At 60.6% G+C, this 24,692-nt stretch carries 22 protein-coding genes and 1 pseudogene; 13 read left to right on the top strand and 10 right to left on the bottom strand.

Annotated elements, in window-relative coordinates; genetic code table 11:
- Nucleotides 1–11 precede the first annotated feature (11 nt).
- The 3 genes from P3M64_RS11965 to P3M64_RS11975 form a co-directional block, all read right to left on the bottom strand.
- On the bottom strand, nt 12–1,874 hold the full coding sequence (locus P3M64_RS11965) for a cobaltochelatase CobT-related protein (protein WP_132938489.1): 1,863 nt from the start codon (nt 1,872–1,874) through the stop codon (nt 12–14).
- 18 nt (nt 1,875–1,892) lie between these two features.
- A complete protein-coding gene (gene cobS, locus P3M64_RS11970; RefSeq protein WP_132938488.1) occupies nt 1,893–2,891 on the bottom strand; it encodes a cobaltochelatase subunit CobS in 999 nt (332 codons plus the stop codon).
- A gap of 79 nt (nt 2,892–2,970) precedes the next feature.
- The gene (locus P3M64_RS11975) at nt 2,971–3,573 is read right to left on the bottom strand and encodes a J domain-containing protein (RefSeq protein ID WP_132938487.1); all 603 of its coding nucleotides are present in this window, start codon (nt 3,571–3,573) and stop codon (nt 2,971–2,973) included.
- Between the two features lie 155 nt (nt 3,574–3,728).
- Here P3M64_RS11975 and P3M64_RS11980 point away from each other — a divergent pair, with 155 nt between their 5' ends.
- Together P3M64_RS11980 and P3M64_RS11985 are read left to right on the top strand one after the other, a co-directional pair.
- Nucleotides 3,729–3,995 carry a BolA family protein gene (locus P3M64_RS11980; RefSeq protein WP_132938486.1) on the top strand — a complete coding sequence of 89 codons (267 nt, stop codon included), beginning with the start codon at nt 3,729–3,731 and terminating at the stop codon, nt 3,993–3,995.
- 191 nt (nt 3,996–4,186) lie between these two features.
- On the top strand, nt 4,187–4,495 hold the full coding sequence (locus P3M64_RS11985; protein WP_132938485.1) for a ribbon-helix-helix domain-containing protein: 309 nt from the start codon (nt 4,187–4,189) through the stop codon (nt 4,493–4,495).
- A gap of 1 nt (nt 4,496) precedes the next feature.
- On the opposite strand, the gene P3M64_RS11990 is transcribed toward P3M64_RS11985, so the two are convergent.
- The 4 genes from P3M64_RS11990 to P3M64_RS12005 all read right to left on the bottom strand — a co-directional run bounded on the left by P3M64_RS11990 (nt 4,497) and on the right by P3M64_RS12005 (nt 8,153).
- Nucleotides 4,497–4,988, bottom strand: coding sequence for a CBS domain-containing protein (locus tag P3M64_RS11990; protein ID WP_132938484.1), 492 nt, complete (start codon nt 4,986–4,988; stop codon nt 4,497–4,499).
- Nucleotides 4,989–4,991: 3 nt separating this feature from the next.
- Nucleotides 4,992–6,305, bottom strand: coding sequence for an HlyC/CorC family transporter (locus P3M64_RS11995; protein ID WP_132938483.1), 1,314 nt, complete (start codon nt 6,303–6,305; stop codon nt 4,992–4,994).
- Between the two features lie 121 nt (nt 6,306–6,426).
- Complete coding sequence (aroB, locus tag P3M64_RS12000; protein WP_132938482.1) at nt 6,427–7,581, bottom strand: 3-dehydroquinate synthase; 1,155 nt, start codon at nt 7,579–7,581, stop codon at nt 6,427–6,429.
- A complete protein-coding gene (locus P3M64_RS12005) occupies nt 7,578–8,153 on the bottom strand; it encodes a shikimate kinase (RefSeq protein WP_132938481.1) in 576 nt (191 codons plus the stop codon). Before P3M64_RS12005 ends, aroB begins: the two co-directional genes overlap by 4 nt.
- Before the next feature lie 332 nt (nt 8,154–8,485).
- Here P3M64_RS12005 and P3M64_RS12010 point away from each other — a divergent pair, with 332 nt between their 5' ends.
- The 5 genes from P3M64_RS12010 (at nt 8,486) to P3M64_RS12030 (ending at nt 14,057) form a co-directional block, all read left to right on the top strand.
- Nucleotides 8,486–8,626: a hypothetical protein gene (locus P3M64_RS12010; RefSeq protein ID WP_165886257.1), complete on the top strand. Its 141-nt coding sequence runs from the start codon at nt 8,486–8,488 to the stop codon at nt 8,624–8,626.
- 59 nt (nt 8,627–8,685) lie between these two features.
- On the top strand, nt 8,686–10,839 hold the full coding sequence (locus P3M64_RS12015; RefSeq protein ID WP_132938480.1) for a hypothetical protein: 2,154 nt from the start codon (nt 8,686–8,688) through the stop codon (nt 10,837–10,839).
- Nucleotides 10,836–11,789 carry a site-specific tyrosine recombinase XerD gene (locus tag P3M64_RS12020; protein ID WP_132938479.1) on the top strand — a complete coding sequence of 318 codons (954 nt, stop codon included), beginning with the start codon at nt 10,836–10,838 and terminating at the stop codon, nt 11,787–11,789. The genes P3M64_RS12015 and P3M64_RS12020 overlap by 4 nt, the downstream gene beginning before the upstream one ends.
- Nucleotides 11,790–11,929: 140 nt before the next feature.
- On the top strand, nt 11,930–12,904 hold the full coding sequence (locus P3M64_RS12025) for an HpcH/HpaI aldolase/citrate lyase family protein (protein WP_132938478.1): 975 nt from the start codon (nt 11,930–11,932) through the stop codon (nt 12,902–12,904).
- A 193-nt stretch (nt 12,905–13,097) separates the two neighbouring features.
- A complete protein-coding gene (locus P3M64_RS12030) occupies nt 13,098–14,057 on the top strand; it encodes an acetyl-CoA carboxylase carboxyltransferase subunit alpha (RefSeq protein ID WP_132938477.1) in 960 nt (319 codons plus the stop codon).
- A 125-nt stretch (nt 14,058–14,182) separates the two neighbouring features.
- Here the strand turns inward: P3M64_RS12030 and secA are convergent, their stop codons facing one another.
- Nucleotides 14,183–16,894 carry a preprotein translocase subunit SecA gene (secA, locus tag P3M64_RS12035; protein WP_132938476.1) on the bottom strand — a complete coding sequence of 904 codons (2,712 nt, stop codon included), beginning with the start codon at nt 16,892–16,894 and terminating at the stop codon, nt 14,183–14,185.
- A 481-nt stretch (nt 16,895–17,375) separates the two neighbouring features.
- Here secA and P3M64_RS12040 point away from each other — a divergent pair, with 481 nt between their 5' ends.
- Entirely contained in the window at nt 17,376–18,419 is a 1,044-nt protein-coding gene (locus tag P3M64_RS12040; protein ID WP_132938475.1) for a response regulator, read from the top strand.
- A 43-nt stretch (nt 18,420–18,462) separates the two neighbouring features.
- Here the strand turns inward: P3M64_RS12040 and P3M64_RS12045 are convergent, their stop codons facing one another.
- Nucleotides 18,463–19,713 carry a lipid A deacylase LpxR family protein gene (locus P3M64_RS12045; RefSeq protein ID WP_132938474.1) on the bottom strand — a complete coding sequence of 417 codons (1,251 nt, stop codon included), beginning with the start codon at nt 19,711–19,713 and terminating at the stop codon, nt 18,463–18,465.
- A gap of 54 nt (nt 19,714–19,767) precedes the next feature.
- On the opposite strand from P3M64_RS12045, the gene P3M64_RS12050 reads away from it, so the two are divergent.
- The 5 genes and pseudogenes from P3M64_RS12050 (at nt 19,768) to P3M64_RS12065 (ending at nt 23,897) form a co-directional block, all read left to right on the top strand.
- The gene (locus tag P3M64_RS12050; protein ID WP_165886256.1) at nt 19,768–20,637 is read left to right on the top strand and encodes a peptidylprolyl isomerase; all 870 of its coding nucleotides are present in this window, start codon (nt 19,768–19,770) and stop codon (nt 20,635–20,637) included.
- 187 nt (nt 20,638–20,824) lie between these two features.
- Complete coding sequence (argJ, locus tag P3M64_RS12055) at nt 20,825–22,057, top strand: bifunctional glutamate N-acetyltransferase/amino-acid acetyltransferase ArgJ (protein WP_132938472.1); 1,233 nt, start codon at nt 20,825–20,827, stop codon at nt 22,055–22,057.
- A 33-nt stretch (nt 22,058–22,090) separates the two neighbouring features.
- A pseudogene (locus tag P3M64_RS14485) lies at nt 22,091–22,519 on the top strand (GNAT family N-acetyltransferase); the annotation flags it as partial.
- A 72-nt stretch (nt 22,520–22,591) separates the two neighbouring features.
- Nucleotides 22,592–23,080, top strand: a complete 489-nt coding sequence (locus P3M64_RS14490; protein WP_456119837.1) for a (deoxy)nucleoside triphosphate pyrophosphohydrolase — start codon at nt 22,592–22,594, stop codon at nt 23,078–23,080.
- Between the two features lie 49 nt (nt 23,081–23,129).
- A complete protein-coding gene (locus P3M64_RS12065; protein ID WP_132938470.1) occupies nt 23,130–23,897 on the top strand; it encodes a competence/damage-inducible protein A in 768 nt (255 codons plus the stop codon).
- Between the two features lie 127 nt (nt 23,898–24,024).
- On the opposite strand, the gene bluB is transcribed toward P3M64_RS12065, so the two are convergent.
- A complete protein-coding gene (gene bluB / locus P3M64_RS12070; RefSeq protein WP_132938469.1) occupies nt 24,025–24,678 on the bottom strand; it encodes a 5,6-dimethylbenzimidazole synthase in 654 nt (217 codons plus the stop codon).
- Between the last annotated feature and the right edge of the window lie 14 nt (nt 24,679–24,692).

Below are 24,692 nucleotides of genomic sequence, written 5' to 3' on the forward strand. Positions count from 1 at the left end.
TTTCGCCTTTCCTATCGCCTTCCCGCGCGCCGCGATCCGGGGGGGGCGATCGTGGCGTCCTCGTTGAACAGGTCGGCCAGTTCGCGCATCATCGCGCCACCGAGATCCTCGGCGTCGGTAATGGTGACGGCGCGCTGGTAATAGCGGGTGACATCGTGGCCAATGCCGATGGCGCACAGTTCGATATCGGATTTGTTCTCGATCCAATGGATGACGTCACGCAGATGTTTTTCCAGGTAATTTCCCGAATTGGCCGACAAGGTGGCGTCATCGACCGGGGCGCCGTCGGAGATCACCATTAGGATGCGCCGTTGCTCGAAACGCCCGAGCAGACGTTCGTGGGCCCACAATAGGGCCTCGCCGTCGATATTTTCCTTGAGGATACCCTCGCGCAGCATGAGGCCGAGGTTGCGCCGCGCCCGCCGCCACGGTTGATCGGCGGACTTATAGACGATGTGGCGCAGATCGTTGAGGCGTCCGGGGTTTTCGGGTTTTCCGTTGTCCAGCCAGCGCTGGCGGGCGTGGCCGCCCTTCCAGGCGCGCGTGGTGAAGCCGAGGATTTCGACCTGCACGCCGCATCGTTCCAGGGTGCGCGCCAGGATGTCGGCGCTGATCGCGGCGATGGTGATCGGGCGGCCGCGCATCGATCCCGAGTTGTCGATCAACAGGGAAACCACGGTATCTTTGAACGCCATGTCGCTTTCCATCTTGAACGACAGCGGCGACAACGGGTCGGTGACCACGCGCGACAACCGCGCGGTGTCGAGCATGCCTTCTTCGAGATCGAATTCCCAATTGCGCAACTGCTTGGCTTGCAGGAGGCGTTGCAGCCGATTGGCGAGCTTGCCGACGACGCTTTGAAAGCGGGACAACTGGGCGTCGAGTTGATCGCGCAGGCGCGACAGCTCTTCGCTCTGACACAGGGCGTCGGCGGCGACCACCTCGTCGAAATCGGTACAATAGGCGTGATAGGCCGCCAGGGCGCGCGGTGCATTTTGCGGCCAATCGGCGCCGGCTTCGGATGGACCCGCCGGGTCTTCGCCGCCCTGCATCATCTCGTCGGAAGCCTCGCCGTCGCCGCCCTCGCCGCCCTCGCCGCTTTCGCCCATTTCGCTGTCTTCGGCGAGCGCCCCGGCGGGTTGCTCGTCGCCCTCGCCGTCCCGGTCTTGGTCGGTTTCGTCCTCGTCGGGCGCGGCCTGCTCGTCGTCTTGCTCGTCCTGTTCGGGTTGGCCCTCATACTCGTCGAGAAGCTCCAGGGCGCGCACCACTTCGCCGGCGATCTTGGCGTATGTTTCTTGATCGGCGGCGCTATCCGCCAGCCGGTCCAGTAGGTCGGCGGCCTTTTCATCGATCACGGCGCGCCACAACGTCGCCAGATGGCGCGCCGCGCCCGGCAGCTCCTCGCCGGACAACCTTTCGCGCGCCAGCACCGAAACCGCCTGCACCAACTGTTCGGGGTCGCGCTCGCAACTGTCGCGCCACTGCTGGGCGCGCCGTTCCAGAAGATGGTCGAGGTTGTGGCGCATCCCGGCGAAGCGGCGTCCGCCCAGGGCTTCCACACGGGCTTGCTCCAAGGCGTTGAACAAGGCGCGGGCGTCGGGATTTTTCGGCTGGCGGACGCGATGAACGGCGTCGTCGTGATAATACAAACGCATCGCCAGGGCGTCGGCGGCGCCCCGAAGCTGGGTGATCTGATCGCCGTCCAGCACCGCTGGGGGGGCGGGGAGAACGGCGGCGTCTCCGGCAAGATAGGCGACGCGCTCGCCTTCGGAGAATTGAACGGTCAGCTTTTTCTCACGCGCCAAGGCCTTGAGCGTCGCCTGGGTGGCGCGTTTGAGGGTGTCGCTGGGCCGTTCCGGAGGGTTAAGAGCCATGACCTTGCCCGTGCCGTCCTACAGGACCACTTTGGCGTTGCCGACGGCGTCGGGAAGGTCCTCGTTAAAGCAGCGCTGATAATACTCGGCGACGATGGGGCGCTCCAATTCGTCGCACTTGTTGAGGAAGCTGAGACGAAAAGCGAAGGTTAGGTCGCCGAAAATGTCGGTATTTTCGGCCCAGGTCATCACGGTGCGGGGCGACATGACGGTTGAAATGTCGCCGTTGACGAAGCCTTGGCGGGTCAGGTCGGCGACCTCGACCATCGCCGATATTTTGGCCCTGCCGTCTTCGGTGTTGAAGGTGGGCAGCTTGTTCAACATGATGTTGACCTCGTCGTCGTGGGGCAAATAGTTAAGCGTGGCGACGATGCTCCAACGGTCCATCTGGCCTTGATTGATTTGCTGGGTGCCGTGATACAGCCCCGTGGTGTCGCCCAGGCCGATGGTGTTGGTGGTCGAAAAAAGGCGAAAATAGGGATGCGGCTTGATGACCCGGTTCTGGTCGAGCAGGGTCAGCTTGCCTTCGACTTCGAGCACGCGTTGAATGACGAACATCACGTCGGGGCGTCCGGCGTCGTATTCGTCGAAGACGATGGCCACCGGGCGCTGCAACGCCCAGGGCAAAATACCCTCGCGGAACTCGGTGATCTGCTTGCCGTCCTTGAGCACGATGGCGTCCTTGCCGACGAGGTCGATGCGGCTGACGTGGCTATCCAGATTGATGCGCACGGTGGGCCAGTTGAGGCGCGCGGCGACCTGTTCGATGTGGGTCGATTTTCCGGTGCCGTGATAGCCTTGGATCATGACCCGGCGGTTGTGGGCGAACCCGGCCAGGATCGCCAACGTGGTGTCGTGATCGAACTGATAGGCGGGGTCGATGTCGGGGACGTGTTCCTCGCCCCGGCTGAACGCGGGAACGACAAGATCGGAATCGATCTTGAACGTTTCGCGCACCGACACCGTGGTGTCGGGCTTATCGAGCGGGAAGGCGTTAGATTCGGTTGGCGTGCTCATGGGGCGTGGCTCGTACTCGGTTGGCGCGGGGATGAACGGAGGATCGACTGTAGCGCTTAAAAAGCGGAATTGGGAAAAATTATGAAGCCGTTTCGCCAAGACTTTTACGGATAATTTGATAGGCCTCGACGATTTGTTTGAATTTTTCTTCCGATCGCTTGTCGCCGTTGTTGGCGTCGGGATGGTGGCGCTTGACGAGAGACTTATAACGCGATTTCAGCGCCTTCATGGTGACGGTGGGGTCGAGGTCGAGCACCGCAAGGGCGCGGGCTTGCGACGGTGGGGCTTTGGGTGGTCGCGCATCATCGCCGCGGGTGCGACGGCGTGCGTCGCCTTCGAAGCCGCCGAAAGCGTCGGAAAAACGTTGGCGCGCGGCGTCGAAGGCGCGCGGCCCGATTCCACCCATCTTCCAGGTCGGGCGGTTCCAAACGGTGTCATGGCGCACTTGAGCCTCGACCTCCTGCTCGTTCAGTCCGGCGAAATAATTCCACGATTTGTTGCGTTCGCGGATATGGGTCAAACAATACCAGTGATACTCGTTCAACTGGGTGCGCGATTTCGGGGCGCGGTACGCGCCTTCTTGCGCGCAATCGGGCCAGGCGCAAGGTTTGCCGGTGGACGGCTGCGCATTTTTATTGTGGCGGTGCGGTGCGCCGTGTGGTGAAGTGCGTTTATCGGACATTCCCTAACTATGATGTTTGCGCTTTCAATTGGCAAGACATGGCTCGGCCATGGAGATGAGGACGTCGGGAAATTGTATCCGGCATTTAACGATGTTTCGAGGGCGCCATTGCATCGCAAACGCGATGAGAGAGCACGAAAATAAAGGACCAGAAAATGCGCGTACGCGATCAAATCTATCAAAAATTAAAAACGGAATTCGATCCCGAATATTTGGACGTTGTCGATGAATCCCATAAACACGAAGGCCACGCCGGGGCTCGCCCCGAAGGGCAGACCCACTTTAGGGTCGAGCTGTCGTGCGCCGCGTTCGCCGGAAAAAATCAGGTCGAAAGACAGCGCATGGTTTATCGTCTCCTGGCGGATGAAATGGCCGGTCCGGTCCATGCCTTGGCCTTGAAAACACGCGCGCCGGGGGAATGAAGCGGCGCCAGGCTCTCTTTCAAGGAATTCGAAAATGGCAACCTGGGGTAGCACAGGTCGTGTTTCTTCTTGGCGAATCGCCGGCGGTGTTATATGACTTGAGCGTTCATAAAAAAGTATCGATCGCGTACACCCGGGGGAGGACGGACGCCCACTTCGTTCGTCGGCGACTTGGGGGCAAGGGGGGTTAATTGTCCGATATCAAGAGTATGTTGCAAAACAGGAATGTGACCATCGATGGTCGGCGGACGAGCCTACGTTTGGAGGAAGACGTCTGGGATGCGTTTGAGGAAATTTGCGATCGTGAAAACTTGAGCGTTCACGAACTGTGTACGCTGATCGATCATAATCGGTACAATTCGTCGCGCACCGCGGCGGTTCGCGCCTTCATCCTGTCGTATTTTCGCAATGCCGCGACGGATAGCGGTCATCTTGAGGCCGGACATGGTGGATTAAGCGAACGCCTCACTAGGCGCGGCGGGTTGCGGGCCTCCGCCTAAGTCACTCCGATGTCGTTCCGAAAATGTGGGCTCCGAACAGTTGCGTCTGCACGGCGCGGGTTTGCGTGTCTATGTAGGCCTTGACGGTTTTCAGCATTTGACGTTGCGACAAAACGCCCAGCGGGCGGCGGTCGTCATCGACAAGAACCAGATGGCTCGCCGGGCGAAGGGACATCAGGTCCAGGGCGTCGAGAATGCTGTCGCCGGCCGTCAGGACATCGCCGAGCTCGGAGATGATCGCTTCGAGGCGGGTCGTTCTTGGGTCCATGTTTCGGTCGTGCACGGCGCGTAAAACATCTTCACCGGTCGCGAGGGCTTGAAATTTTCCCGCGTCATCGCACAAAATAACGACCTTCGCTTCCGATCCCCCGGAGCGCGCTCCGTCGCCGGGATAAAGCCATTCGAGGGCGCTTTGCAATGCCTCCGCCATGTTCATCAGGCGCCAGAATGGGGGCGTTTCCCGGACGATGGTGGCGACGCTTCGATGTAGCATGTTCTAGAGCTCCTCCGCGTCGCCGCTGTTGGGTGGTGTGACCCGCAGTGAAACGATCTGATGGCGTTGTAGGCGCAAAATTTCGAAACGAAAGCCGTGGAATTGAAAAACTTGTCCTTCCTCGGGGATGCGCCGGGCTTCATGAAGAACCAGTCCCGCGATGGTCGCCGCGTCCTCGTCGGGAAGGCGCCAATCCAACTGACGGTTAAGGTCGCGTATTGTCGCCGTGCCGCGGATAATGTAGGCCCCGTCGGTCTGGGGGGTGACGCCAAAAATATGGACGTCGTGTTCGTCGGAGATATCGCCGACAATTTCCTCAAGGATGTCTTCCAGCGTAACGATGCCGAGCAGGGAGCCATATTCATCGACCACTAGGGCGAAATGCTCGCGCCGTTCGCGAAACGCCTGCAATTGATCCAGCAGCAAGGTATGTTCGGGGACGAACCATGGTTTCGAGGCGATGGCCATGATGTCCAGCTCGTCGATCGCCTTCTGTCGCCCCGGCGCCTCGCCGGTCGCGGCGCGCACCGCACGCAACAGGTCCTTGGCGTGAAGAACGCCGACAATGTTGTCGGTGTCGTTTTTCCATAGCGGAATGCGGGTGTATGGGCTGTCGAGGACTTGAGAAAGGATAGCGCCTGGGCTGAGATCGGCGTCGATCGCGACGACATCCTTGCGGTGGATGGTGATTTCGCCGACTTGCACTTCCGCCAGATCAAGGACGCTGCGCAGCATGTTGCGTTCATGGCGGACCACGGCGATTTCTTCTTCCTCATCCGTTTCCATTCCATGCAGCGCGATTGCGCCGCGCAGTTCCTCGGCATTTTCGCCCAAACCCCCGGAACCCCGGTGGTCGGCCCCGAAAAGGTGAAGTGTGGCGTGGATGATGGCGTTGAGCATGATCGTCAGGGGCGTGACCGCGATGACCAGAAAATTGACACTGGGAGCGATCGACAGGGCGACGTGGTTGGCGTGACGAAAGGCGTAAGTTTTGGGCAGGACCTCGGCAAAAATCAACACCAAAAGGGTCATCGCCAAGGTGGCGTAAACAACCCCGGCCGCGCCGAAAATGGTGATTAGGGCATTGGTCGCCAGGGCCGAGGCTAAAATATTGACCAAGTTGTTGCCCAACAGGATCGAGCCGATGAGGCGTTCTTTTTTTTCATACAGGTGATTGACCAGCCGGGCGCGGGGGTTTCCCTGTTGTTCAAGCTGATGCATCAGTGGCCGGGACGACGCCGTCAGTGCGGTCTCCGAGCCGGAAAAAAAAGCGGACAGAAGGAGTAGAAAAACAATAGCGGCGATTGTCAGAACCATATCCTCAAACTCTTTGCAAAGGTGTGCCGTAATCTTGGGGTTGGCCCCGCCGCGCCATATTTAAGCGACGCCATGCCCTCTTCGCGATGCCCCGTTCAACCGTGGGCGCGCCCGACCACGACTACGCGCGTGCGCGGTCGATGGCATCCTGTAGGATATTCGTCACAACCGACAAATCGACCTCGTCGGTAATAAAAGCTTTCCCTATTCCCCGGGCCAGAATGAACGTGATTTTGTTGTCTCGAACTTTCTTGTCTTGTCCCATAAGTTCGACCAGACGCGCGCCCGACCACGATTCGGTGACGAAAGGTTTGATGGTGTGGGGCAAGCCGATATTTTCGAAATGGGCGCGCAGCCGGGCGATGTCTTCGTCGGGGCACAAGCCCATTTTCACGGACACCTCGAACGCCAGCACGATGCCGATGGCGACGGCTTCGCCATGAAGCAGTCCGTCGCCGTAGCCGACTGTCGATTCAAGGGCGTGAGCGAAGGTGTGTCCCAGGTTGAGCAGCGCGCGCGCGCCGCTTTCGCGTTCGTCGCCGGCGACGATCGCGGCCTTGGCTCGACAACTGTGTAACACGGCGTGACGGCGCGCCACGGGATCGGCGTGGGCGACCATGTCGGCGCCGTGACGTTCCAGCCAGGAAAAAAAGTCGGGATCGTCGATGGCGCCGTATTTAACGACTTCGCCGTATCCCGCTAGAACTTGGCGCATGGGCAGGGTATCGAAGGTGTCGGTGTCGGCGATGACGGCCAGGGGTTGATAGAACGCCCCGACCAAATTCTTTCCGTGTCGGGTGTTGATGCCGGTTTTGCCGCCGACGGAGCTATCGACCTGGGCGAGCAGTGTGGTGGGAATTTGCACGAAGGGCAGACCGCGCAGCGTGATCGCCGCGGCGAAACCGGTGATATCGCCGATCACGCCGCCACCCAGGGCGATCAGAGTGGTTTGGCGCTCGACCTTCAGGTCAAGGAGGCGCGACACCAGTGTTTCCAAGTGGCCGAAGTCTTTCGTCGGTTCGCCGGCGGGCAACACGACGGCGTCGCTCGAGATGCCGCCGCCTTCCAGCGCCCGACGCAGCGGTTCGAGATACAGCGGCGCGACATTGGTGTCGGTGACGATGACGACGCGCGGTTGCGGCAAGAGAGGCCTCAGCAAACCGGCGCTCCGGGCGATCAGGCCTTCGCCGACGAAAATGTCGTAACTGCGTTCACCCAGGGCGACGTTTAGGGTTTGCAAGGCCGGCTCGGGTGTCGGATGGGACGGGTGTGTCATCGCGAAGAATGGGCTTCCAATTGTTGTGGGTGATCGTTCATGTGACGCCGTAAGGCGTCGATAATGGCCTTGACGGCGACTTCGTGTGGCTCGTTTCGGGATTCGATTTCGATGTCGGCTTCGGCATATACCGGGTAACGCTGATCGATCAGCGTTTTTAACACGGCGCGTGGATCTTCGCTTTTCAGTAAAGGGCGTCCGGCGCGTCGCGAGGTGCGTTCGTATAAAATCGACAGCTCGGCGCGCAGCCAGACCGAGACGCCGCGCCGTTTGATCGTGGCGCGAATTTCGGGGTTGATGAACGCGCCGCCGCCGGTGGCGAGGACGATCGGCGCGCCTTCGAGAAGGCGTAAAATAACCCGTTTTTCCCCTTCTCGGAACGCGGCTTCGCCGTAGAGTTCGAAAATATCCTCGATCGAACATCCCGCGGCCTTGACGATTTCGTCGTCGGCGTCGATAAACGGCCATTCCAACGTCTTGGCGAGACGGCGTCCGACGCTGCTTTTTCCTGCGCCCATCAAACCAACCAGGACAATCGAACGGTTAAGGGTGGGTAACACGATATTGCTCATAGGGGTTACGTTTGCATTAAAGTCGCGCAAAGAACAAGGGGTACGGCTATAAAGTCGGCGGTAAAGTCGTCCAGGTTCGCCCGCACCGACGCCGCTGCCGCCGGTGATAAGGCGCGCGCCGGGGTGTTGGAGACTTTTATGTCGCCGAAAAACTGCCATAATCGCCCCATAAGGTAAACCGAAGAAGCTTTGTTTCGGGGCTCTTTTTGAACGCCTCGGTTTTGTCCCCCGATGCCGTTGGGCGTACCGTTGAGCCGCCCCAGCACCCTTTCTGGATGCGGCCCGTCGGATGATCGCGACGGTTTAAAGATAAAGACGATTTAAGGATAGAAATGAAAAAAATTTCGACGATGATTATTTTTCTGGCGCTGGTTTTGGTTGGCGGGGCGGGCGCGTTTCTGGCGACGTGGCGGATACCTGCTCCGACATCGCACATGGTGAAAACGTTGCCCGATGCTCGTTTTCCGCAATAGGCCGCTTTTCGGCTCCGTTTTCCCGCGGTAGGGCGCCGCGAAAAAAGGTGATCTTGAGTATGATGTTTTCCTTTTGCGTCAATCTTCGCGGCGTGCTCCCCGGCAGGGGATGGCCGGTGAGTGGTCTTGGGGGAGCCGGTTTGCGCGGGATGTTCGGCAGGCCTCTTACGTTTGTGTTGGGTGCGGCGGCGCTTGGGCCGTTGGTGTTGGCCGCGGGCGTTCCGCGGGCGTCGGCGCAGCAAGGCCCCCTGGTCTTGACGCCACCGGCTAGAACGTCTTCCCAGCTTACGCCGTCCTCACCACCTCCGGCTTCGCCGCTTCCGACGCCGAGGCAAACGATTGAGACGGGACCCGCCGCTTCTCCCGCCGCGCCACCCGCGACAAACGCCTCTTCATCCGGCGCGCCGCCGGAGGGGACGGTCGTCAAGGCGCCGTCGGGTATTCAGGCGGATACTTTGGGCCAGATCAATCCCGAGACGGTAGGGGTTTTGGATCAGGGAAGCGGCGGCTTTGGCGTTGATTTGTGGCGGGGGACGCCGCGCGCCGTGGTGGAAACCTTATTTTCGGCGTTGCCGGTGGATGCGACCTCTCCCGTGGTGCGCGACCTGATGCGCCGCACGATGTTGTCGCGGGCGCTGGCCCCTACGGGGGAAAGCCTCGATGCGGGCGTTACCCTGCTTGCCAGACGCATCACGATTTTGTCGGCAATGGGCGACATCCCTGGGGCGACGCAGTTGATCGACGCCATACCGGGGCGGGTGGCGGATGAGAAAATCAATCGGATCGAGGCCGATGTTCGGTTGCTGAACGGCGACAACGCCCGCGCCTGCGCCTTGGCGCAGGGGGCGGTCGGCGCGGCTGGCGGCGATCAAGAATATTGGCGTCAGGCGCTGATTTTCTGCCAGGCGTTGGCGGGAAAAATGGATGCCGCGGCCCTGGGCGTTTCATTGTTGCGCGAGCAGGGCGTAAAAGCGCCTGTTTTTTACACCTTGATGGACGCTTTCACTCTGCGGACGCAGGCGAAATTGACGACATTTCCCGATCCGACTCCGTTGACGTTGGCGATGGCGCGCGCGCTTAACGTCGCGTTGCCCGAGGACGTGGCGACGACATCGTCTCCGGCAATTTTGCGCGTCCTTTCGAGCAGTCCCAACGCCCCCCTGGACGTGCGCCTGGACAGCGCCGAGCGGGTGGCGGGCGTCGGTGCGTTGGGGCCGGACGAACTGCGTCAGATCTATGAAAGCGTCTCCTTCTCCCAGGATGAATTGGCCAGCCCCCTTTCCCGAGCCGAGAAAAAACGCGGGGCATGGAGCCGGGCGCTGTTGTATCGCGCCGCATTGGGCCAGGCGATCCCTTCGGCGCGTGCCGAAACCCTCGCCCGCGCCTTGAAGCTGGGGCGTGAGGATGGGCGTTACGCCTTGACGGCGCGCGCCTTCGCGCCGTTGATCGCGGGGCTTGAACCTTCGAGCACGCTGGCGTGGCTCGCGCCCGAGGCGTTGCGCGCCCTGATCGTGGCGGGCGACGACGCCGGCGCGCGACGTTGGCTTGCGTTCCTACGGACGCGGGCGACGCTCGATTCTTCCGCGCGTGACGCCCTGACGGCGCTGATGCCGATTGTGCGCTTGTCGGGCCTTGAGCGGGCCAAACCGGATAGGGCGCCAACGCCAACGCCAACACCGACACCAATACCAGCACCAACACCGACCTCGACCTCGACCTCGACCTCGACACAAGAGCGCGGCGTAAACATTAACCCCGACGGGCGGGCGGCGATGGGAAAGCCTGCGGACGGGGGCGCCGCCACGCAGGGCGGGGCGACGAACGCCGTCACGACGGACGCCCGCGCCCAGGCCTGGTGGGCGGTGGTCAAAAATACGCCCAACGCCCGCGCCCGGGCGTCGATGCTCTACGCCCTACTTTCCGGTCTTGGCGATAAACTTCCGGTGTCCGTGTGGCGAAGCTTGCTGGCGGGTTCCGCGCGCCTGAGCACCGAGGCCATGCAGGCGCCGATCGCCCACGCTCTTGATGACGCGGCGCGAAACGGTCGCGTCGGTGAAACGGTGCTGCTCAGCCTGGTGGCGATCGGAAGGGCCGATCCGGCGGGGCTCAATCCCATGGATATGGAACGCATCGTCGCGGCGTTGGGAGCCGTCGGACTTCAGGCGGATGCGCGTAAATTAAGTCTGGAAATCATGTTGGCGTCGGCGCCATGACCGGGCGGCGTGGACGAGAACCGGCGGGTTTTCCTCCCTCGCGTTGGGTCGATAGCTTTATCGAAATGATGGCCGCCGAACGCGGGGCCGCCGTGAATACGCTGGATTCGTATCGTCATGATTTGGACGATTTCTCCGGGTTTACCGCGGGACGAGGGCGCCAACCCGAAGACGCCGATCCGACAATGATCCGCAAGTACCTGGCGCGCATGACCGGGGCCGGCCTGTCGCCGCGCACGGCGGCGCGGCGGTTATCCGCGCTGCGTCAATTTTTTCTGTTTTTGTTGTCTGACGATTATCGCGGCGACGATCCGACGGCGACCATCGACAGCCCGCACCAAGGGCGTTCGCTGCCGAAATATCTCAGCGAGGAAGAGGTCGAACGCCTTCTCGATCGGGCGCACGTCCATTCGGGGCCCGAGGGCGCGCGTCTGATCGCCCTGATCGAAGTGCTCTACGCCTGCGGGTTGCGCGTTTCGGAATTGGTGGGATTGCCGTTGGGGGCGCTGTCGCGCGACGGTATGATCCTGATCGTTCGCGGCAAAGGCGCCAAGGAGCGCATGGTTCCTCTCAACGAGGAGGCCAGCGCCGCGCTGGTCGCCTATTTGGCGCACCGGACGCATTTCATTCCTCAGGCCCTGCATGGGCGCTCGCCATGGATGTTTCCATCCCGAGCGAAGCAAGGATACCTCACGCGCGCGCGCTTCGGGCAGCTGATTAAGGTTCTGGCCGGCGAGGCTGGGATCGATCCGAAACGGGTCTCGCCTCACGTTTTACGCCACTCCTTCGCCAGCCATTTGCTTGCCCATGGCGCCGATCTGCGCGCGTTGCAACAGATGCTGGGGCATAGCGACATCGCCACCACGCAAATTTACACCCATGTTCTGGATGAACGCTTGAAATCTTTGGTGCGCGCCGCGCACCCCCTGTCCGTGCATGGCCCTCGCTGAGGACGCTGCTTTTTGCGTTGCGAAAAGCCCTATCGCGTTGCACACTTCGCCGATAACCCGCCGCCGTCGCCGCCGGTTCCGTTTTTCCCGGCGTGCGGTGCAATGCGAACGGACACAGCGAGACAGTGGAGATACCCCTTATGAGTTTTACCATCACCGAACAGGCGCCGGCCCGTTTAAATCGTTCCGAGTTGGCGGTGCCCGGCTCGAACGCGCGTTTTCTCGAAAAGGCGGCGGCGGGTGACGCCGATGTCGTTTTTCTCGATCTTGAGGACGCCGTCGCCCCGAACGATAAGGAACAGGCGCGTAAAAACATCATCGCGGCGCTGAACGATCTTGATTGGAGGGGAAAAACCGTTTCGGTTCGGATTAACGGTCTGGATACGCATTATATGTATCGTGATGTCGTTGACGTGGTGGAGCAAGCGGGCGAACATTTGGACCTGATCATGATCCCCAAGGTCGGCGTGGCGTCGGATGTCTATGCGCTGGACATGCTGGTCGGTCAGATCGAGGCGGCCAAGGGGCTGAAGAAAAAAATCGGCTTCGAGTTGATCATCGAGACCGCCCTGGGGATGGCCAATATCCACGATATCGCCGCCGCCAGCAGGCGCAACGAGTCGCTGCACTTCGGTGTCGCCGATTACGCGGCCTCGACCAAGGCGCGGACGACCAATATCGGCGGTCCAAACGCCGAGTACGGCGTGCTCACCGACCCGGACGTCGCCGGCGGGCGAGATTTTCATTGGGGCGATATGTGGCACTATGCGATTGCGCGCATGGTGGTCGCCGCACGGGCCAATGGTTTACGTCCGGTCGATGGTCCCTTCGGCGATATTTCCGACGCCGACGGTTACAAGGCCCAGGCGATGCGCGCCGCGGTTCTCGGCTGCGAGGGTAAGTGGGCGATCCATCCCAGTCAGACCGCTCTGGCCAATCATTTGTTCAGCCCCTCGTCCGAGGAAATCGACAAGGCGAAACGCATCCTGGCCGCCATGGAACAGGCCCAGAAGGAAGGCAAGGGCGCCGTCACGCTGGACGGCAAACTGATCGATATCGCCTCGATTAAGCAGGCCGAGGTCGTGGTGCGCAAGGCCGAACAGGTCAAGGGCTGAACGGATCCGCACCGAGTTCCTGTTGCGCGGCGGCGCGCGGTTTTATACAGTGCCGCCGCGTGCGGCGCGAAGGGTGCGATGCGGCTTTCCCGCCACCTTTCGTGTGTCCCGTCTTCGATGGGATAAGCGGGCGTCGCCGCGGCGCATGTTTTATCCGTCGCCTTGTCAAAATCAGTGTGTTAGAAAAACGCCCATGAACCACTTTTTAGACTTTGAAAAACCGATCGCCGAACTCGAAGGAAAGATTGAGGAACTGCGTCACCTTTCCGGGGCCGGTGAAGTCAACATCGCCGAGGAAGTCTCCAAGCTTCAGGCCAAGGTCGATAAGCTCCTACGTCAAACGTACGCCAAATTGACGCCATGGCAGAAGGCGCAGGTCGCCCGCCATCCGGGTCGCCCCCACGCTTTGGACTACATTCACGCGCTGATCACGGATTTTACCCCGTTGGCGGGGGATCGCCTGTTCGCCGAAGATTGCGCCATCGTCGGTGGTCTGGGCCGTCTGGGCGGGCGCTCGGTGGTGGTGATCGGCACCGAAAAAGGCGCCGATACGCAAAGTCGAGTGAAGCATAATTTCGGTATGGTGCGCCCCGAAGGGTACCGTAAGGCGCAACGCCTGATGCGTCTCGCCGAGCGCTTCGCTCTGCCGGTCGTCACCTTGGTGGATACCGCCGGAGCCTATCCCGGCGTCGATGCCGAGGCGCGCGGCCAGGCCGAGGCCATCGCCCGCAGCATTGAAACCTGCCTGGATATCAAGGCGCCCTTGGTTTCTGTGATTATCGGCGAGGGCGGGTCGGGCGGCGCGATCGCCCTGGCGGCGGCGAACGCCGTCTTGATGTTGCAACATTCCATCTATTCGGTGATTTCACCCGAAGGCTGCGCATCGATTTTGTGGCGTGATGGCGATAAGGCGAAGGACGCCGCCGGCGCTCTGCACCTAACGGCTCAGGACCTGCATAAGCTGAAGGTTATCGACGCCGTTGTCGATGAACCCTTGGGCGGCGCGCATCGTGCGCCCCAAGACGCGATATCCCGGGTTGGGGCGGCGATCGAGAAAGCGCTCGGGGAATTACGCCCCCTGGAAGGTGGCGTCCTTAAGGCGCGTCGTCGGGAAAAATTTCTGACGATGGGCGCGCAGGGGATCGGCGGATAAAGCATCGCCGTTCGGTCTCGCGGCGGCACGCGTGGCGCGGCCTTTTTAAGGGAACCTCTTCATCAAAACAAGAAAAGCCTCCATAGGAGGCTTTTCTTGTTTGTGAGCGTTCCGTCCGTAAGGCCTTATACCTTGCCGTGGCAATGTTTGTATTTTTTTCCCGAGCCGCATGGGCACGGCGCGTTGCGCGAGACTCGCCCCCAGGTGGAAGGATCGTTGGGGTCGAGCTTGGCCGCGCCCTGGCGTTGGCGGACTTGGGCTTGCGGTTGGTGTTGCGGGGGGTGGGCGGCGAAGGCCGGGTCCTCGTGGCCTTCGATCGTCTCTTGAGGGGGACGCTGCGCGAGCAGGTTTTCTTCGGGCGCGACCTGGAGTTCGACGTGCGACAAAAACATCGTCACCCGATCGCGCAGGCTTTCGAGCATGCCCTCGAAAAGATTGAAGGCCTCGCGCTTGTATTCGTTGAGCGGATCTTGCTGGGCGTAGGCGCGAAGGCCGATGCCCTGGCGCAGATGGTCCAGGGTCAGCAAATGTTCCTTCCACATTTGGTCGAGAATCTGGAGCAGCAGGCTTTTTTCCACGTCACGCATGACTTCGGGGCCGTGATTGGCGGCCTTTTCGGCCATTTTTCGGTCAGTGGCCCGGATGAGACGGTTGAGAACCTCGGCGTCGGCGATGCCTTCTTCCTTGGCCCATTCGACGAGCGGAAGATCGAGGCCGAAGATGCGCCGGATTTCTTCGTGCAGGAAGGTGATGTCCCACTGTTCGGCATAAGCCTTTTCGGGCATGGCGCGGCGGACCAGGTCTTCGATAACCTGATGGCGCATCTCGACGATTTCATCGGCGACCGTTTCGGCGGCCATCAATTCCTTGCGCTGGTCGTAGATGACTTTGCGTTGGTCGTTCATGACGTCGTCGAATTTGAGCACGTTCTTGCGGGCGTCGAAATTGCGCGCCTCGACCTTTTGTTGCGCTTTCTCTAGGGCCTTGTTGATCCACGGATGGACAATCGCCTCGCCCTCTTCGAGACCGAGCTTTTGGAGCATGCCGTCGATCCGCTCGGAGCCGAAAATGCGCATTAAATCGTCATCGAGGGAGAGATAGAATTTCGAACCGCCGGGGTCGCCCTGACGTCCCGCGCGACCGCGCAACTGATTGTCGATGCGCCGGCTTTCGTGACGTTCCGTACCGACGATGTACAGTCCGCCCGCAGCCATGACGGTGGCGCGATTTTCCTTGACCTCGGCGGTGATCCTGGCGATTGCGGCGGCGCGCTCGGCCTCGTCGGTGACCCGCGCCAGCTCGTTTTGGATGCGCATATCGACGTTGCCGCCTAACTGGATATCCGTACCCCGACCGGCCATGTTGGTGGCGATGGTGATCGCCCCCGGCGCGCCGGCCTGCGAGACGATGCGCGCCTCCTGCTCGTGATAACGGGCGTTGAGAACGTTGTGGGGGACCTTCTTTTTCTTCAACAAGTCGGAAAGTATTTCGGATTTCTCGATACTGACGGTGCCGACCAGAACCGGTTGATTGCGCGCCCGGCATTCCTCAAGCAAGGTGATGATGGCGGCGAATTTTTCGTTCTGGGTGCGATAGACCTCGTCGTCTTCGTCCTTGCGGATGCACGGCACGTTGGTTGGCAGTTCGACGGCTTCGAGATCGTAGATTTCCGCGAATTCACCCGCCTCGGTCATCGCGGTGCCGGTCATTCCCGACAGTTTTTCATAGAGGCGGAAATAATTCTGGAAGGTAATCGACGCCAGCGTTTGATTTTCGCGCTGGATGGTGACGCCTTCCTTGGCCTCAAGCGCTTGATGCAGCCCCTCGGAATAGCGTCGTCCTTCCATCATTCGACCGGTGAATTCGTCAATGATGATGACCTGATCGTCCTTGACCACATAATCGGTATCGCGGCTGAACATGATATGGGCGCGCAAGGCCTGATTGATATGATGGACCAGCGCCACGTTGGCGAGGTCGTACATCGCGCCCTCGCTCAACAAACCGCTTTTGCGCAATAGAGTCTCGGTTTTTTCGGTGCCGCTCTCGGTCAGGGTGACGGCCTTGGCTTTTTCATCTTTTTCGTAATCTTCCGGCGAAAGGGACGGAATCAATTTATTGATGGCGATATACAGTTCCGAAGAATCATCGGTCGGCCCCGAAATAATCAGCGGTGTGCGCGCTTCATCGATGAGGATGGAATCGACTTCATCGACGATGGCGTATGCCAGCGGGCGCTGAACCATGTCGCCCAAATCGAATTTCATGTTGTCGCGCAGATAATCGAAACCCAGTTCGTTATTCGTCGCGTAGGTGACGTCGGCCTGATAGGCGGCGCGGCGTTCGTCGTCGTCAAGGCCATGCTTGATGCACCCGGCGCTTAGGCCGAGAAAACCGTACAGTTGCCCCATCCATTGCGAATCGCGTTCGGCCAGATAATCGTTGACGGTGACGACATGCACGCCGTTACCGGTAAGGGCGTTGAGATAAACCGCCAGGGTCGCGGTCAGGGTTTTTCCTTCGCCGGTTTTCATTTCGGCGATCATGCCGCGGTGAAGCACGATGCCACCGAGCAATTGAACATCGAATGGGCGTTGTCCGAGCACCCTGCGCGCAGCCTCGCGCACGGTGGCGAAGGCGTCGGGAAGCAGCGCATCGAGGCTTTCTCCGGCGCGCAGGCGCTCTTTTAGCCAAGCTGTGCGCGCCTTAAGATCGCCGTCGCTTAGGGCCGAGACTTCCGCCTCGAGGGCATTAATCGCGGTGACCTCGGAGGTAAGGGTTTTGAGAAAACGCTCGTTGGCAGAGCCGAACAACCGTCGGGCAATGGCGCCTAACATGGAAGAACCCCGAGAAAAATGTGATGACAGGACCGTACGACGGGAAAAAAGTCTATCGCACGGCGTGTGCCCGACAGAGATAGAGGGCGCGCGGGGTTCTGTCAATGGACCGCATCGAAGCCCTTGTATTTTTGGAAAAGATCCCAAAATATAAGCAGGCGTAGCGGGGGGTGGAGGATGACGAAGCGGGCCGTGCTTTATGACGAAATGGTTAAAATATGCGGGTCAAGGAAGATCATTATTGACATACGCCCTAGGCGTTCCGATATAATAGCTAATAATAAGAATAATAATAAAGCGGATTGCGTTCGGGTATGCTGTTTAAACATCGGAGCGAACGCGTGCGGTTTTTTGTGCATTTGAGGGCCGGGCACTGGAAGGTGAACCGGTTTTTTTAGTCATCATTATCCTTGATGGTGCGCGGTCGCTTGGCTTGTCGCTCCGACGTGAAACAACGCAAGGTATTTGAGGAAGTGCGCCAATGTCCGTGTCCCGTTTTGATAATATCCGCGTCGTTCTTGCCGAGCCCGAGGCGAAATCGCGCAAGGATATTCAGTTCGAACTCAAGAAGTGCGGCTTCAATAATGTTCTCGCCACGGGAAACTTGTCCGATGTCGTCGGCGCCGTGAAACGTGGCGAAGTCGATTTGCTGATCGGCGACACCAAGCTTCCCGAGGGCGATTTAACCGACCTTATTTTTGAGATGCGGCACGGCGTTTTGGGGGGCAATCCCTTTGTGGTAACGCTGACGATGATCAGTAACCCGACTCAGGAACGCGTTCGTCAGGTCATCAATTCGGGAACGGATGACATCTTGGTGCGTCCCTTCGCCACCAGGCAGTTGATCGACCACATTCAGGCGTTGACCTACGCTCGGAAAAAATTCGTGGTGACCAGTGATTATATTGGCCCCGACCGACGCAAGACCCATCGTGAAGGCAGTATGAAAATCGCCCAGATCGATGTACCTAATCCACTGCGCAATCGAATTACCGGGCAGGTTAGCGAGGCCATGCTGAGAAAATCCATCGAAACCACGTTCGCCAGCATTAACGAGCAGAAAGTCGAGCGTCACGCCTTCCAAATCGGATATCTGATGGAAAGGTTGATCCCCGCGTTTGAAAATGCGCGCCACGATACCCCGGAAACGGCGCCCCTGTTGGACCGGTTGTGCGATGTCGCCGGCGATCTCAGCCAACGGATATGCAAGACCCGTTACGCCCACATCGCCGAGATGTGTATGACGTTGGATAAGATGACGGCATCGATCCGTGAAAAGGGTTTGGAGGACGCGGATATCGTTCTCATCGGGAAGTTAACCAAGGTGATCGGCAACGCATTTGATCCCGATCGCAATAAGGATGTCGTCTTGCGTAAGAGCGTGTCTGAAGTCCCGCGTGGCGATAAAGAAGAAAACGAGAACGGCTCCACGGATGCCTCCGTTGCTTCGCCGGGGTCGCAGACGAAAAAAGCAACGGCCCAGCCGCGGCGCGCGGCCATGGCGGCGGTCCCCGCGCCCGCCTGAGGGCTTCCGTCTGCGCGGCCCTTTTCGGGGGGCGCGTCCGGACTTAAAATTTCGCGGTTAGGCTCAATGCGCCGTAGCGATCGGGTTGGCGTTGCCCTCGGAATTCCCGGCTACGGAAAATCTGCGTATAGGTCAGGCGATAGCGCCCTAGGGTCGCCGCCATGCCAAGTTGAAAATCCCAGACCACGGCGTTTTTATCGACATGATGACTGGCGGCGAAGGTGTTGCCGTCGAGGAAGATGTTACGTCCGACAAGGCGACTTTCCCCGCCGGCGAACAGGTACCATCCCAAACCGCCTTCCTCGCGGAAAGATTCGCGCCCGGGCAGCGCCGGCTGAATATGCGCGGGGCCAAAATCGAAATTGATGTTCTGCCCCAGACGAAAGGTGCCTCCCGCGCTCAAGTGCGTGAGCACGTTGCCCAGACTGCCGCCCATATGGGGAATGAAATCGGCCTGCAACGGAATGCCCAGGGGACGGGTCCGAAACGGTGTATGAGGTCGCCATTTGCGTTGCAGGATAATGTCCAGGGCCGGCTCGTTGGAGAGCTGATTGCCCCATCCCCTGGGGCGGGTCACGTGTAGGAACTTGTGGACTTGGGTTTGGGTTTGCTTGGCGAGGCTTAGCGGGCCGACTACGCCAAGGTCGATTTCCATGGTGTCGAGCACGTTATAGGACATCCCGGCCAGGGCGCCGACGCCTTCGCCGTGCAGGGAAATTCCACCATATAGCCAACCGGCATAAGGTCGATCCTTCGTCTGAAGCTGGGTGGAGGCGATGTTTTCCGGCGTGTATATGTTCTGCCCGATGGCGAAGCCGATTTGCTGGCGTTTTCGCGCGTGTAGGGGATAAAGACGGTCGATCAGATCGCGTACGGACTGCGGGATTCCCTTCTGGTCGTCGGAAACCCAACTGATTCGCGTGCCGTGGGTGTAGTGGCGGTCGGTTCCGGCGGCCTTGTCGTTTTCGATCTCGACGGTGAGCGATCCCGAAAACGGGGTGAACGGGACAATGGTGGAAGGGAAGGTGTCTGCGCGCGCGTTTGCGGGGGGGGCCAAAAGAGCCAAGAAGAAGGAGGATGCGATGCAAATTGCGCCAAGAGTTCCCGTCTGCGCCTTGTTTTGCGCGTCGCGTTGTGCTTTATCGAGCGGGCGCGCCGGGCGACTGCCTCGGAAAACGACAGGGAAAAATACAGGAAAAGCGAACGACGCGCGCGCGCGCGTCGCGAACATAAGGACGAGGGGCGCGAAATGGCGTGGCGACTTCAGAGGCAATTTCAGGACTGTTTTTTTCACGGCGTGATTTCCGTTTATCGATGGCTCTTCGTGCCTTTAGTTGGGCGGCGGGCCGTGGCCGCGACTTTTTTTATTGGGCTCTTCATTGGCGCCGCCTTCGCGGGCGGCACGGCGCGCGCCTTCGCCGAAAGCGTTTCCCCTGCAGACGATGTCGTCGTTCGCGTCAACGGGCAGGCCATTACACGTTCTGACATGAACGCCGCCTTCGAGCAACTCCCTGTCGCGCTGCGAAGCCTGCCTAAGGATAAGATCGAGCGGATATTAATCAAGTCGCTGATCGATACCAAGTTGGTGGCGACGGCGGCGCGTGCGCAGGGGTTGGATAAAACCGAGGCTTTCCGCCGCCGTCTCGCCCGGATATCGGAGCAGCTTCTTGAACGGATGTACATGGCAAAGTTGATCGGCGAGAAAGTCGGCTCCCGGGCGTTGCATGAAAGATATCAGGCCTTCGTTAAAACGCTTCGCGCCCAAAAAGAGGTTCGCGCCCGACATATTTTGGTGAAAACACAGAAAAAAGCGCGCGAAATCATTGCGTTGCTGGATAAGGGAGAGAATTTTGCCGATCTGGCGCGGAAGTTTTCTCTCGACAGCACGGCGGCCGGGGGTGGCGAATTGGGCTTTTTCCCTCTTCACGGCGTGGACAAGGCGTTCGCCGACGCCGTGGCCGCCCTCAAAGTTGGCGCTTATACGCGCACGGCGGTGAAGACCGGCTATGGCTGGCATGTGATTTTATTGGAAGAGCGTAGGCCCCGCCCGATCCCCGGCTTCGCCGCCGTGCGCGATCGCCTGGACCGCGAAATGTCGCGTGAGGTGATCGATGCGCGGATTATCGCGCTTCGCGGCGCGGTGAAAATCGAAAGCCCAAGGCAGCAGCATCCCAAGGCGCGGCCCGGCCCAGGGCGCGGTGCGGCGGTCTCGAAATAACGCTTCGCATCGCCGGTGGGCGCGGGGAAGGCGGGGCCGATGTGAACGAGCGGCGGTTCACCCGATTTTTCTTTCTGTCTTACCGGGTGTCAACGTATGATCGCGGGCGTTTTTTCGTTTGCGCCGTTCATGCGCCGTCTTGCGTGGCGCGTGAATATCCCGTTCCATTCCGTGTTGGAGTCACGTCATGAGTTTGCCGGTTTCGCCTCTTGCCCCCGCGTCCTTTCCCAAGATGACCCCACTGGGCGGCGTGCGCCTTGCGGTCGGGGCGTGTGGCGTGCGCTATAAGGAACGCACCGATGTCCTGCTGGTCGAACTGGCGCCCGGCGCCACGGTCGGCGGCGTTTTCACGCGTTCGAAAACCGCCTCGGCGTCCGTGCTGCGTTGCCGCGCACACCTTCCCGGCGGCGCGGCGCGGGCCTTGCTGGTCAATTCGGGCAACGCCAACGCCTTCACCGGGGCCAGGGGCGTGGCGGCGGTGGACCGTGTCGTCGCTACCGCCGCCAATGTGTTGGGTTGCGCCGAGGAAACGGTGTTTACCTCATCGACCGGGGTCATCGGCGAGCCGCTGCCCGATGGCAAACTGACCGCGTTCCTGCCGACCTTGAAAGAGCGCTTGGACGCGGATCGCTGGGAAGACGCGGCGCGGGCGATTATGACCACCGACACTTTCGCCAAGGGGAGCGTGCGCACGGCGCGGATCGGCGGGGCCACGGTGCGCATCCAGGCGATCGCCAAGGGATCGGGGATGATCGCCCCGGATATGGCGACGATGTTGGCGTACGTCTTTACCGACGCCAAAATCCCCGCCCCGGTGCTTCAGGCGCTGGTGGCCGAGGGGGCGGAGCGTTCCTTCAACGCGATCACCGTCGATAGTGATACCTCGACCAGCGATACCTTGCTGGCGTTCGCCACCGGCCACGCCCGCCATGCCGAAGTCGAGGCCGCCGACGATCCCATTTTGGCGGATTTCAGGGCCGCTTTCGACGCCGTTCTGATTGACCTCGCTCACCAGATCGTGCGCGACGGCGAGGGGGCGCGCAAGTTCGTCACGATCGCCGTCGGTGGTGCGCAAAACGATGTCGCGGCGCGCAAGATCGGTCTGGCGATCGCCAATTCGCCGTTGGTTAAAACGGCGATCGCGGGCGAGGACGCCAATTGGGGGCGGATCGTGATGGCCATCGGCAAGGCCGGCGAGGCCGCCGACCGCGACCGCATCGCCATCGCCATCGGCGGCGTCGAGATCGCCCGCGACGGCGAGGCCGTGCCCGATTACGACGAAACCCCCGTCGCCCGGCACATGAAGGGGCAGGAAATCGACATCGCGGTGGACGTCGGCGTGGGGACGGGGGCGGCCACGGTGTGGACCTGCGACCTGACCCACGGCTACATCGACATCAACGCCGATTACCGTTCGTAATCGTAAGAACCCTGGAACGGAGTGACGCGCATCATGGATTATGCTTGCTTCACCGCGGATAAGGGCTGGCGCGGGCAGACGTTGGAAGCGCCCCGCCTGCGCCTGCGCGCGCCCCGCACCGAGGATGCCCGGGCTCTTGCCGAACTGGCCAATGACCCTGAGGTCGCGCGCTATACCACGCGCGTTCCCCATCCCTATGAATTGGACGATGCGCGGCTTTTTCTCGAACAGGCGCTTCGTCGCACGGCGGGGTGCGAAACGGGGCGAGGTTATGCCTTCGCCGTGGAAAAGCGGATTGGGGAGGATTTGATCGGGGTCATCGAAATCGACCCCCAGGACGAAGGGCGCGGCGGTGTGATCGGCTATTGGCTGGGCAAGTCCCACTGGGGCCGGGGGTTCGCCACCGAGGCGCTCAAACGGGTGGTCTCGTTTGCTTTCACCAGTCTCGGTATGGACTGGCTACGCGCCGGGACGCACCCTAAAAACCCCGCCTCGGCGCGGGTTTTGGAAAAAGCGGGATTTTCTTTCAAGGGGATGGATACCGCCTTTCCCGGCCACGACAAACCCGTCGAGGCGCGCGCCTATCGCCTCGCGCGCGGTGACTGGCATCGGCGCGAGGCCACGAAACCGCGCCTTTTGGTCGCCGCCGCCGCCCTGCTCGACGGCGATGGGCGGGTGTTGCTGTGCAGCCGTCCCGAGGGCAAAACCATGGCCGGTCTGTGGGAATTTCCCGGCGGTAAGGTCGAGGGTGCGGAAACACCCGAGGCGGCCCTGGTGCGCGAACTGAAGGAAGAATTGGGGATCGATATTTCGCAAAGTTGTCTTGCCCCGCTGACCTTCGCATCGCACAACTATGACGATTTTCACCTGTTGATGCCGCTCTATATCTGTCGGGCTTGGAAAGGAGCGGCGCACCCCAAAGAAGGGCAGCGTCTGAAATGGGTGCGCCCGATGCGCCTCGCCGACTATCCGATGCCGCCCGCCGATATTCCCCTAGTCGCTTTGTTGCGGGATTTCCTGTAAAGTAGGGGAGGGTAGTCGAGTAGGTTTACGAAAAAATAGGAGGCGCGTAATGACGAAAGACAAAAATGACGCACCACAAAATCCGACGGCGTGCCTGATCATTATTGGCAACGAAGTGCTTAGTGGACGCACGCAGGACGCGAATCTCGCCTATCTCGCCCAAGGTCTGAACGATGTCGGCGTGCGTCTCGCCGAGGCCCGTGTCATCCCCGACGTCGAGGCGATCATCGTCAAAACCCTCAATCAATGCCGGAAGGCCCATACCTACGTGTTTACCACCGGGGGCATCGGGGCGACCCACGACGACATCACGGCCGAGGCCGTCGCCAAGGCCTTCGGGCGACCGCTGTTGTGTGACGCCCGCGCCGTCAAGGCGCTTGAAGAACATTATGGCGATCGCCTCAACGATGCGCGTTTGAAAATGGCTGAAATGCCCGAGGGGGCGGAACTGATCGACAACCCGGTCAGCCACGCGCCGGGCTTTCATATCGGCAATGTGTACGTTTTTGCGGGCGTGCCTAAAATCATGCAGGCCATGTTCGACGGCGTCAAACATACCCTAAAAGGGGGTGCGGTGTGGCGTGCGCGGAGTCTTTCCACCGATCTTACCGAAGGGGTGATCGCCGGAGAGATGGCCCTGCTGCAGGACGATCACAAAGATGTTGAAATCGGTAGTTACCCCCACTTCAAGGACGGTCGTTTGGGGGTCGCCTTGGTGGTTCGGGGCGCCGACGCCGGGGCTATCGACGAAACCGTGGCGGCGTTGGAAGCGATGGTTCGCGCACACGATGGCGCGGTGTTTGAGGACCCCCCCTAGTGGTTTGAGTTTAACATTTGAGTCCGATGCAATTGGACACAAATGTGTGAAGAAATCAAACTGCAACAAAAAGATAGATAGTGGTCGGCCCGATGGTTCGCGGGAGCGAAACGTCGGAGTCGATCCCCTAGCGCGTAATCGTAAAATTCGCCGGGTCGAGGCGGTCCTGCCAACCAAAACGCACCAGCTCGGGGTCGATGTGCTCTTCCTCGGGGTAGCCGATACACAGGTAGGCGATCAATTTCCAGTCGTCCGGCACGTCGATGATGCGCGCCGCCTCCATCGGGTCGATGATCGATATCCAACCCACCCCGATGCCGCGCGCCCGCGCCCCTAGCCACAGCGTTTGCACCGCGCCGACCACCGAATAATCCATGGTTTCGGGCATCGTCTTGCGCCCCAACCCATGGCCGGTCGAGGTCTCGGGTTGGCAAAACACGGCCAGCTGTTCGGGGGCCCGATCCATGCCGGAAAGCTTCAGCGTGGCGTAAAGTCGGGCCTGCGCGCCGTGGTAGTCGTTTAAGGCGTCCTTGTTGCAGGCCTCGAACAGATCGCGCATGGCGCGGCGACGTTCGCCATCGTTGATCTTGGCGAAGCGCCAGGGCTGGCTGTTGCCCACCGACGGGGCCAACGCCGCCAGGGCGATCAGCTCGTCGATCGCACCTGCGGGCAGGGCGTCGGAGCGAAACCGGCGCACGTCGCGCCGCCACTGGAACAACTGCGTCAATTGGGCGTAAAAGGCGTCGTCAAATACGGGCGCGGCGGATGTGTCTGTACTCATGGCGCACACTGTAG

Source organism: Varunaivibrio sulfuroxidans, assembly GCF_029318635.1.
GTDB lineage: Bacteria > Pseudomonadota > Alphaproteobacteria > Rhodospirillales > Magnetovibrionaceae > Varunaivibrio > Varunaivibrio sulfuroxidans.

What these genes read in the sequence shown, in the direction of transcription:
- P3M64_RS11965 (WP_132938489.1), bottom strand. Translation starts at nt 1,874, where the DNA reads ATGGCTCTTAACCCTCCGGAACGGCCCAGCGACACCCTCAAACGCGCC.
- cobS (WP_132938488.1), bottom strand. Translation starts at nt 2,891, where the DNA reads ATGAGCACGCCAACCGAATCTAACGCCTTCCCGCTCGATAAGCCCGAC.
- P3M64_RS11975 (WP_132938487.1), bottom strand. Translation starts at nt 3,573, where the DNA reads ATGTCCGATAAACGCACTTCACCACACGGCGCACCGCACCGCCACAAT.
- P3M64_RS11980 (WP_132938486.1), top strand. Translation starts at nt 3,729, where the DNA reads ATGCGCGTACGCGATCAAATCTATCAAAAATTAAAAACGGAATTCGAT.
- P3M64_RS11990 (WP_132938484.1), bottom strand. Translation starts at nt 4,988, where the DNA reads ATGCTACATCGAAGCGTCGCCACCATCGTCCGGGAAACGCCCCCATTC.
- P3M64_RS11995 (WP_132938483.1), bottom strand. Translation starts at nt 6,305, where the DNA reads ATGGTTCTGACAATCGCCGCTATTGTTTTTCTACTCCTTCTGTCCGCT.
- aroB (WP_132938482.1), bottom strand. Translation starts at nt 7,581, where the DNA reads ATGACACACCCGTCCCATCCGACACCCGAGCCGGCCTTGCAAACCCTA.
- P3M64_RS12005 (WP_132938481.1), bottom strand. Translation starts at nt 8,153, where the DNA reads ATGAGCAATATCGTGTTACCCACCCTTAACCGTTCGATTGTCCTGGTT.
- P3M64_RS12010 (WP_165886257.1), top strand. Translation starts at nt 8,486, where the DNA reads ATGAAAAAAATTTCGACGATGATTATTTTTCTGGCGCTGGTTTTGGTT.
- P3M64_RS12015 (WP_132938480.1), top strand. Translation starts at nt 8,686, where the DNA reads ATGATGTTTTCCTTTTGCGTCAATCTTCGCGGCGTGCTCCCCGGCAGG.
- P3M64_RS12020 (WP_132938479.1), top strand. Translation starts at nt 10,836, where the DNA reads ATGACCGGGCGGCGTGGACGAGAACCGGCGGGTTTTCCTCCCTCGCGT.
- P3M64_RS12025 (WP_132938478.1), top strand. Translation starts at nt 11,930, where the DNA reads ATGAGTTTTACCATCACCGAACAGGCGCCGGCCCGTTTAAATCGTTCC.
- P3M64_RS12030 (WP_132938477.1), top strand. Translation starts at nt 13,098, where the DNA reads ATGAACCACTTTTTAGACTTTGAAAAACCGATCGCCGAACTCGAAGGA.
- secA (WP_132938476.1), bottom strand. Translation starts at nt 16,894, where the DNA reads ATGTTAGGCGCCATTGCCCGACGGTTGTTCGGCTCTGCCAACGAGCGT.
- P3M64_RS12040 (WP_132938475.1), top strand. Translation starts at nt 17,376, where the DNA reads ATGTCCGTGTCCCGTTTTGATAATATCCGCGTCGTTCTTGCCGAGCCC.
- argJ (WP_132938472.1), top strand. Translation starts at nt 20,825, where the DNA reads ATGAGTTTGCCGGTTTCGCCTCTTGCCCCCGCGTCCTTTCCCAAGATG.
- P3M64_RS14490 (WP_456119837.1), top strand. Translation starts at nt 22,592, where the DNA reads ATGGATACCGCCTTTCCCGGCCACGACAAACCCGTCGAGGCGCGCGCC.
- P3M64_RS12065 (WP_132938470.1), top strand. Translation starts at nt 23,130, where the DNA reads ATGACGAAAGACAAAAATGACGCACCACAAAATCCGACGGCGTGCCTG.
- bluB (WP_132938469.1), bottom strand. Translation starts at nt 24,678, where the DNA reads ATGAGTACAGACACATCCGCCGCGCCCGTATTTGACGACGCCTTTTAC.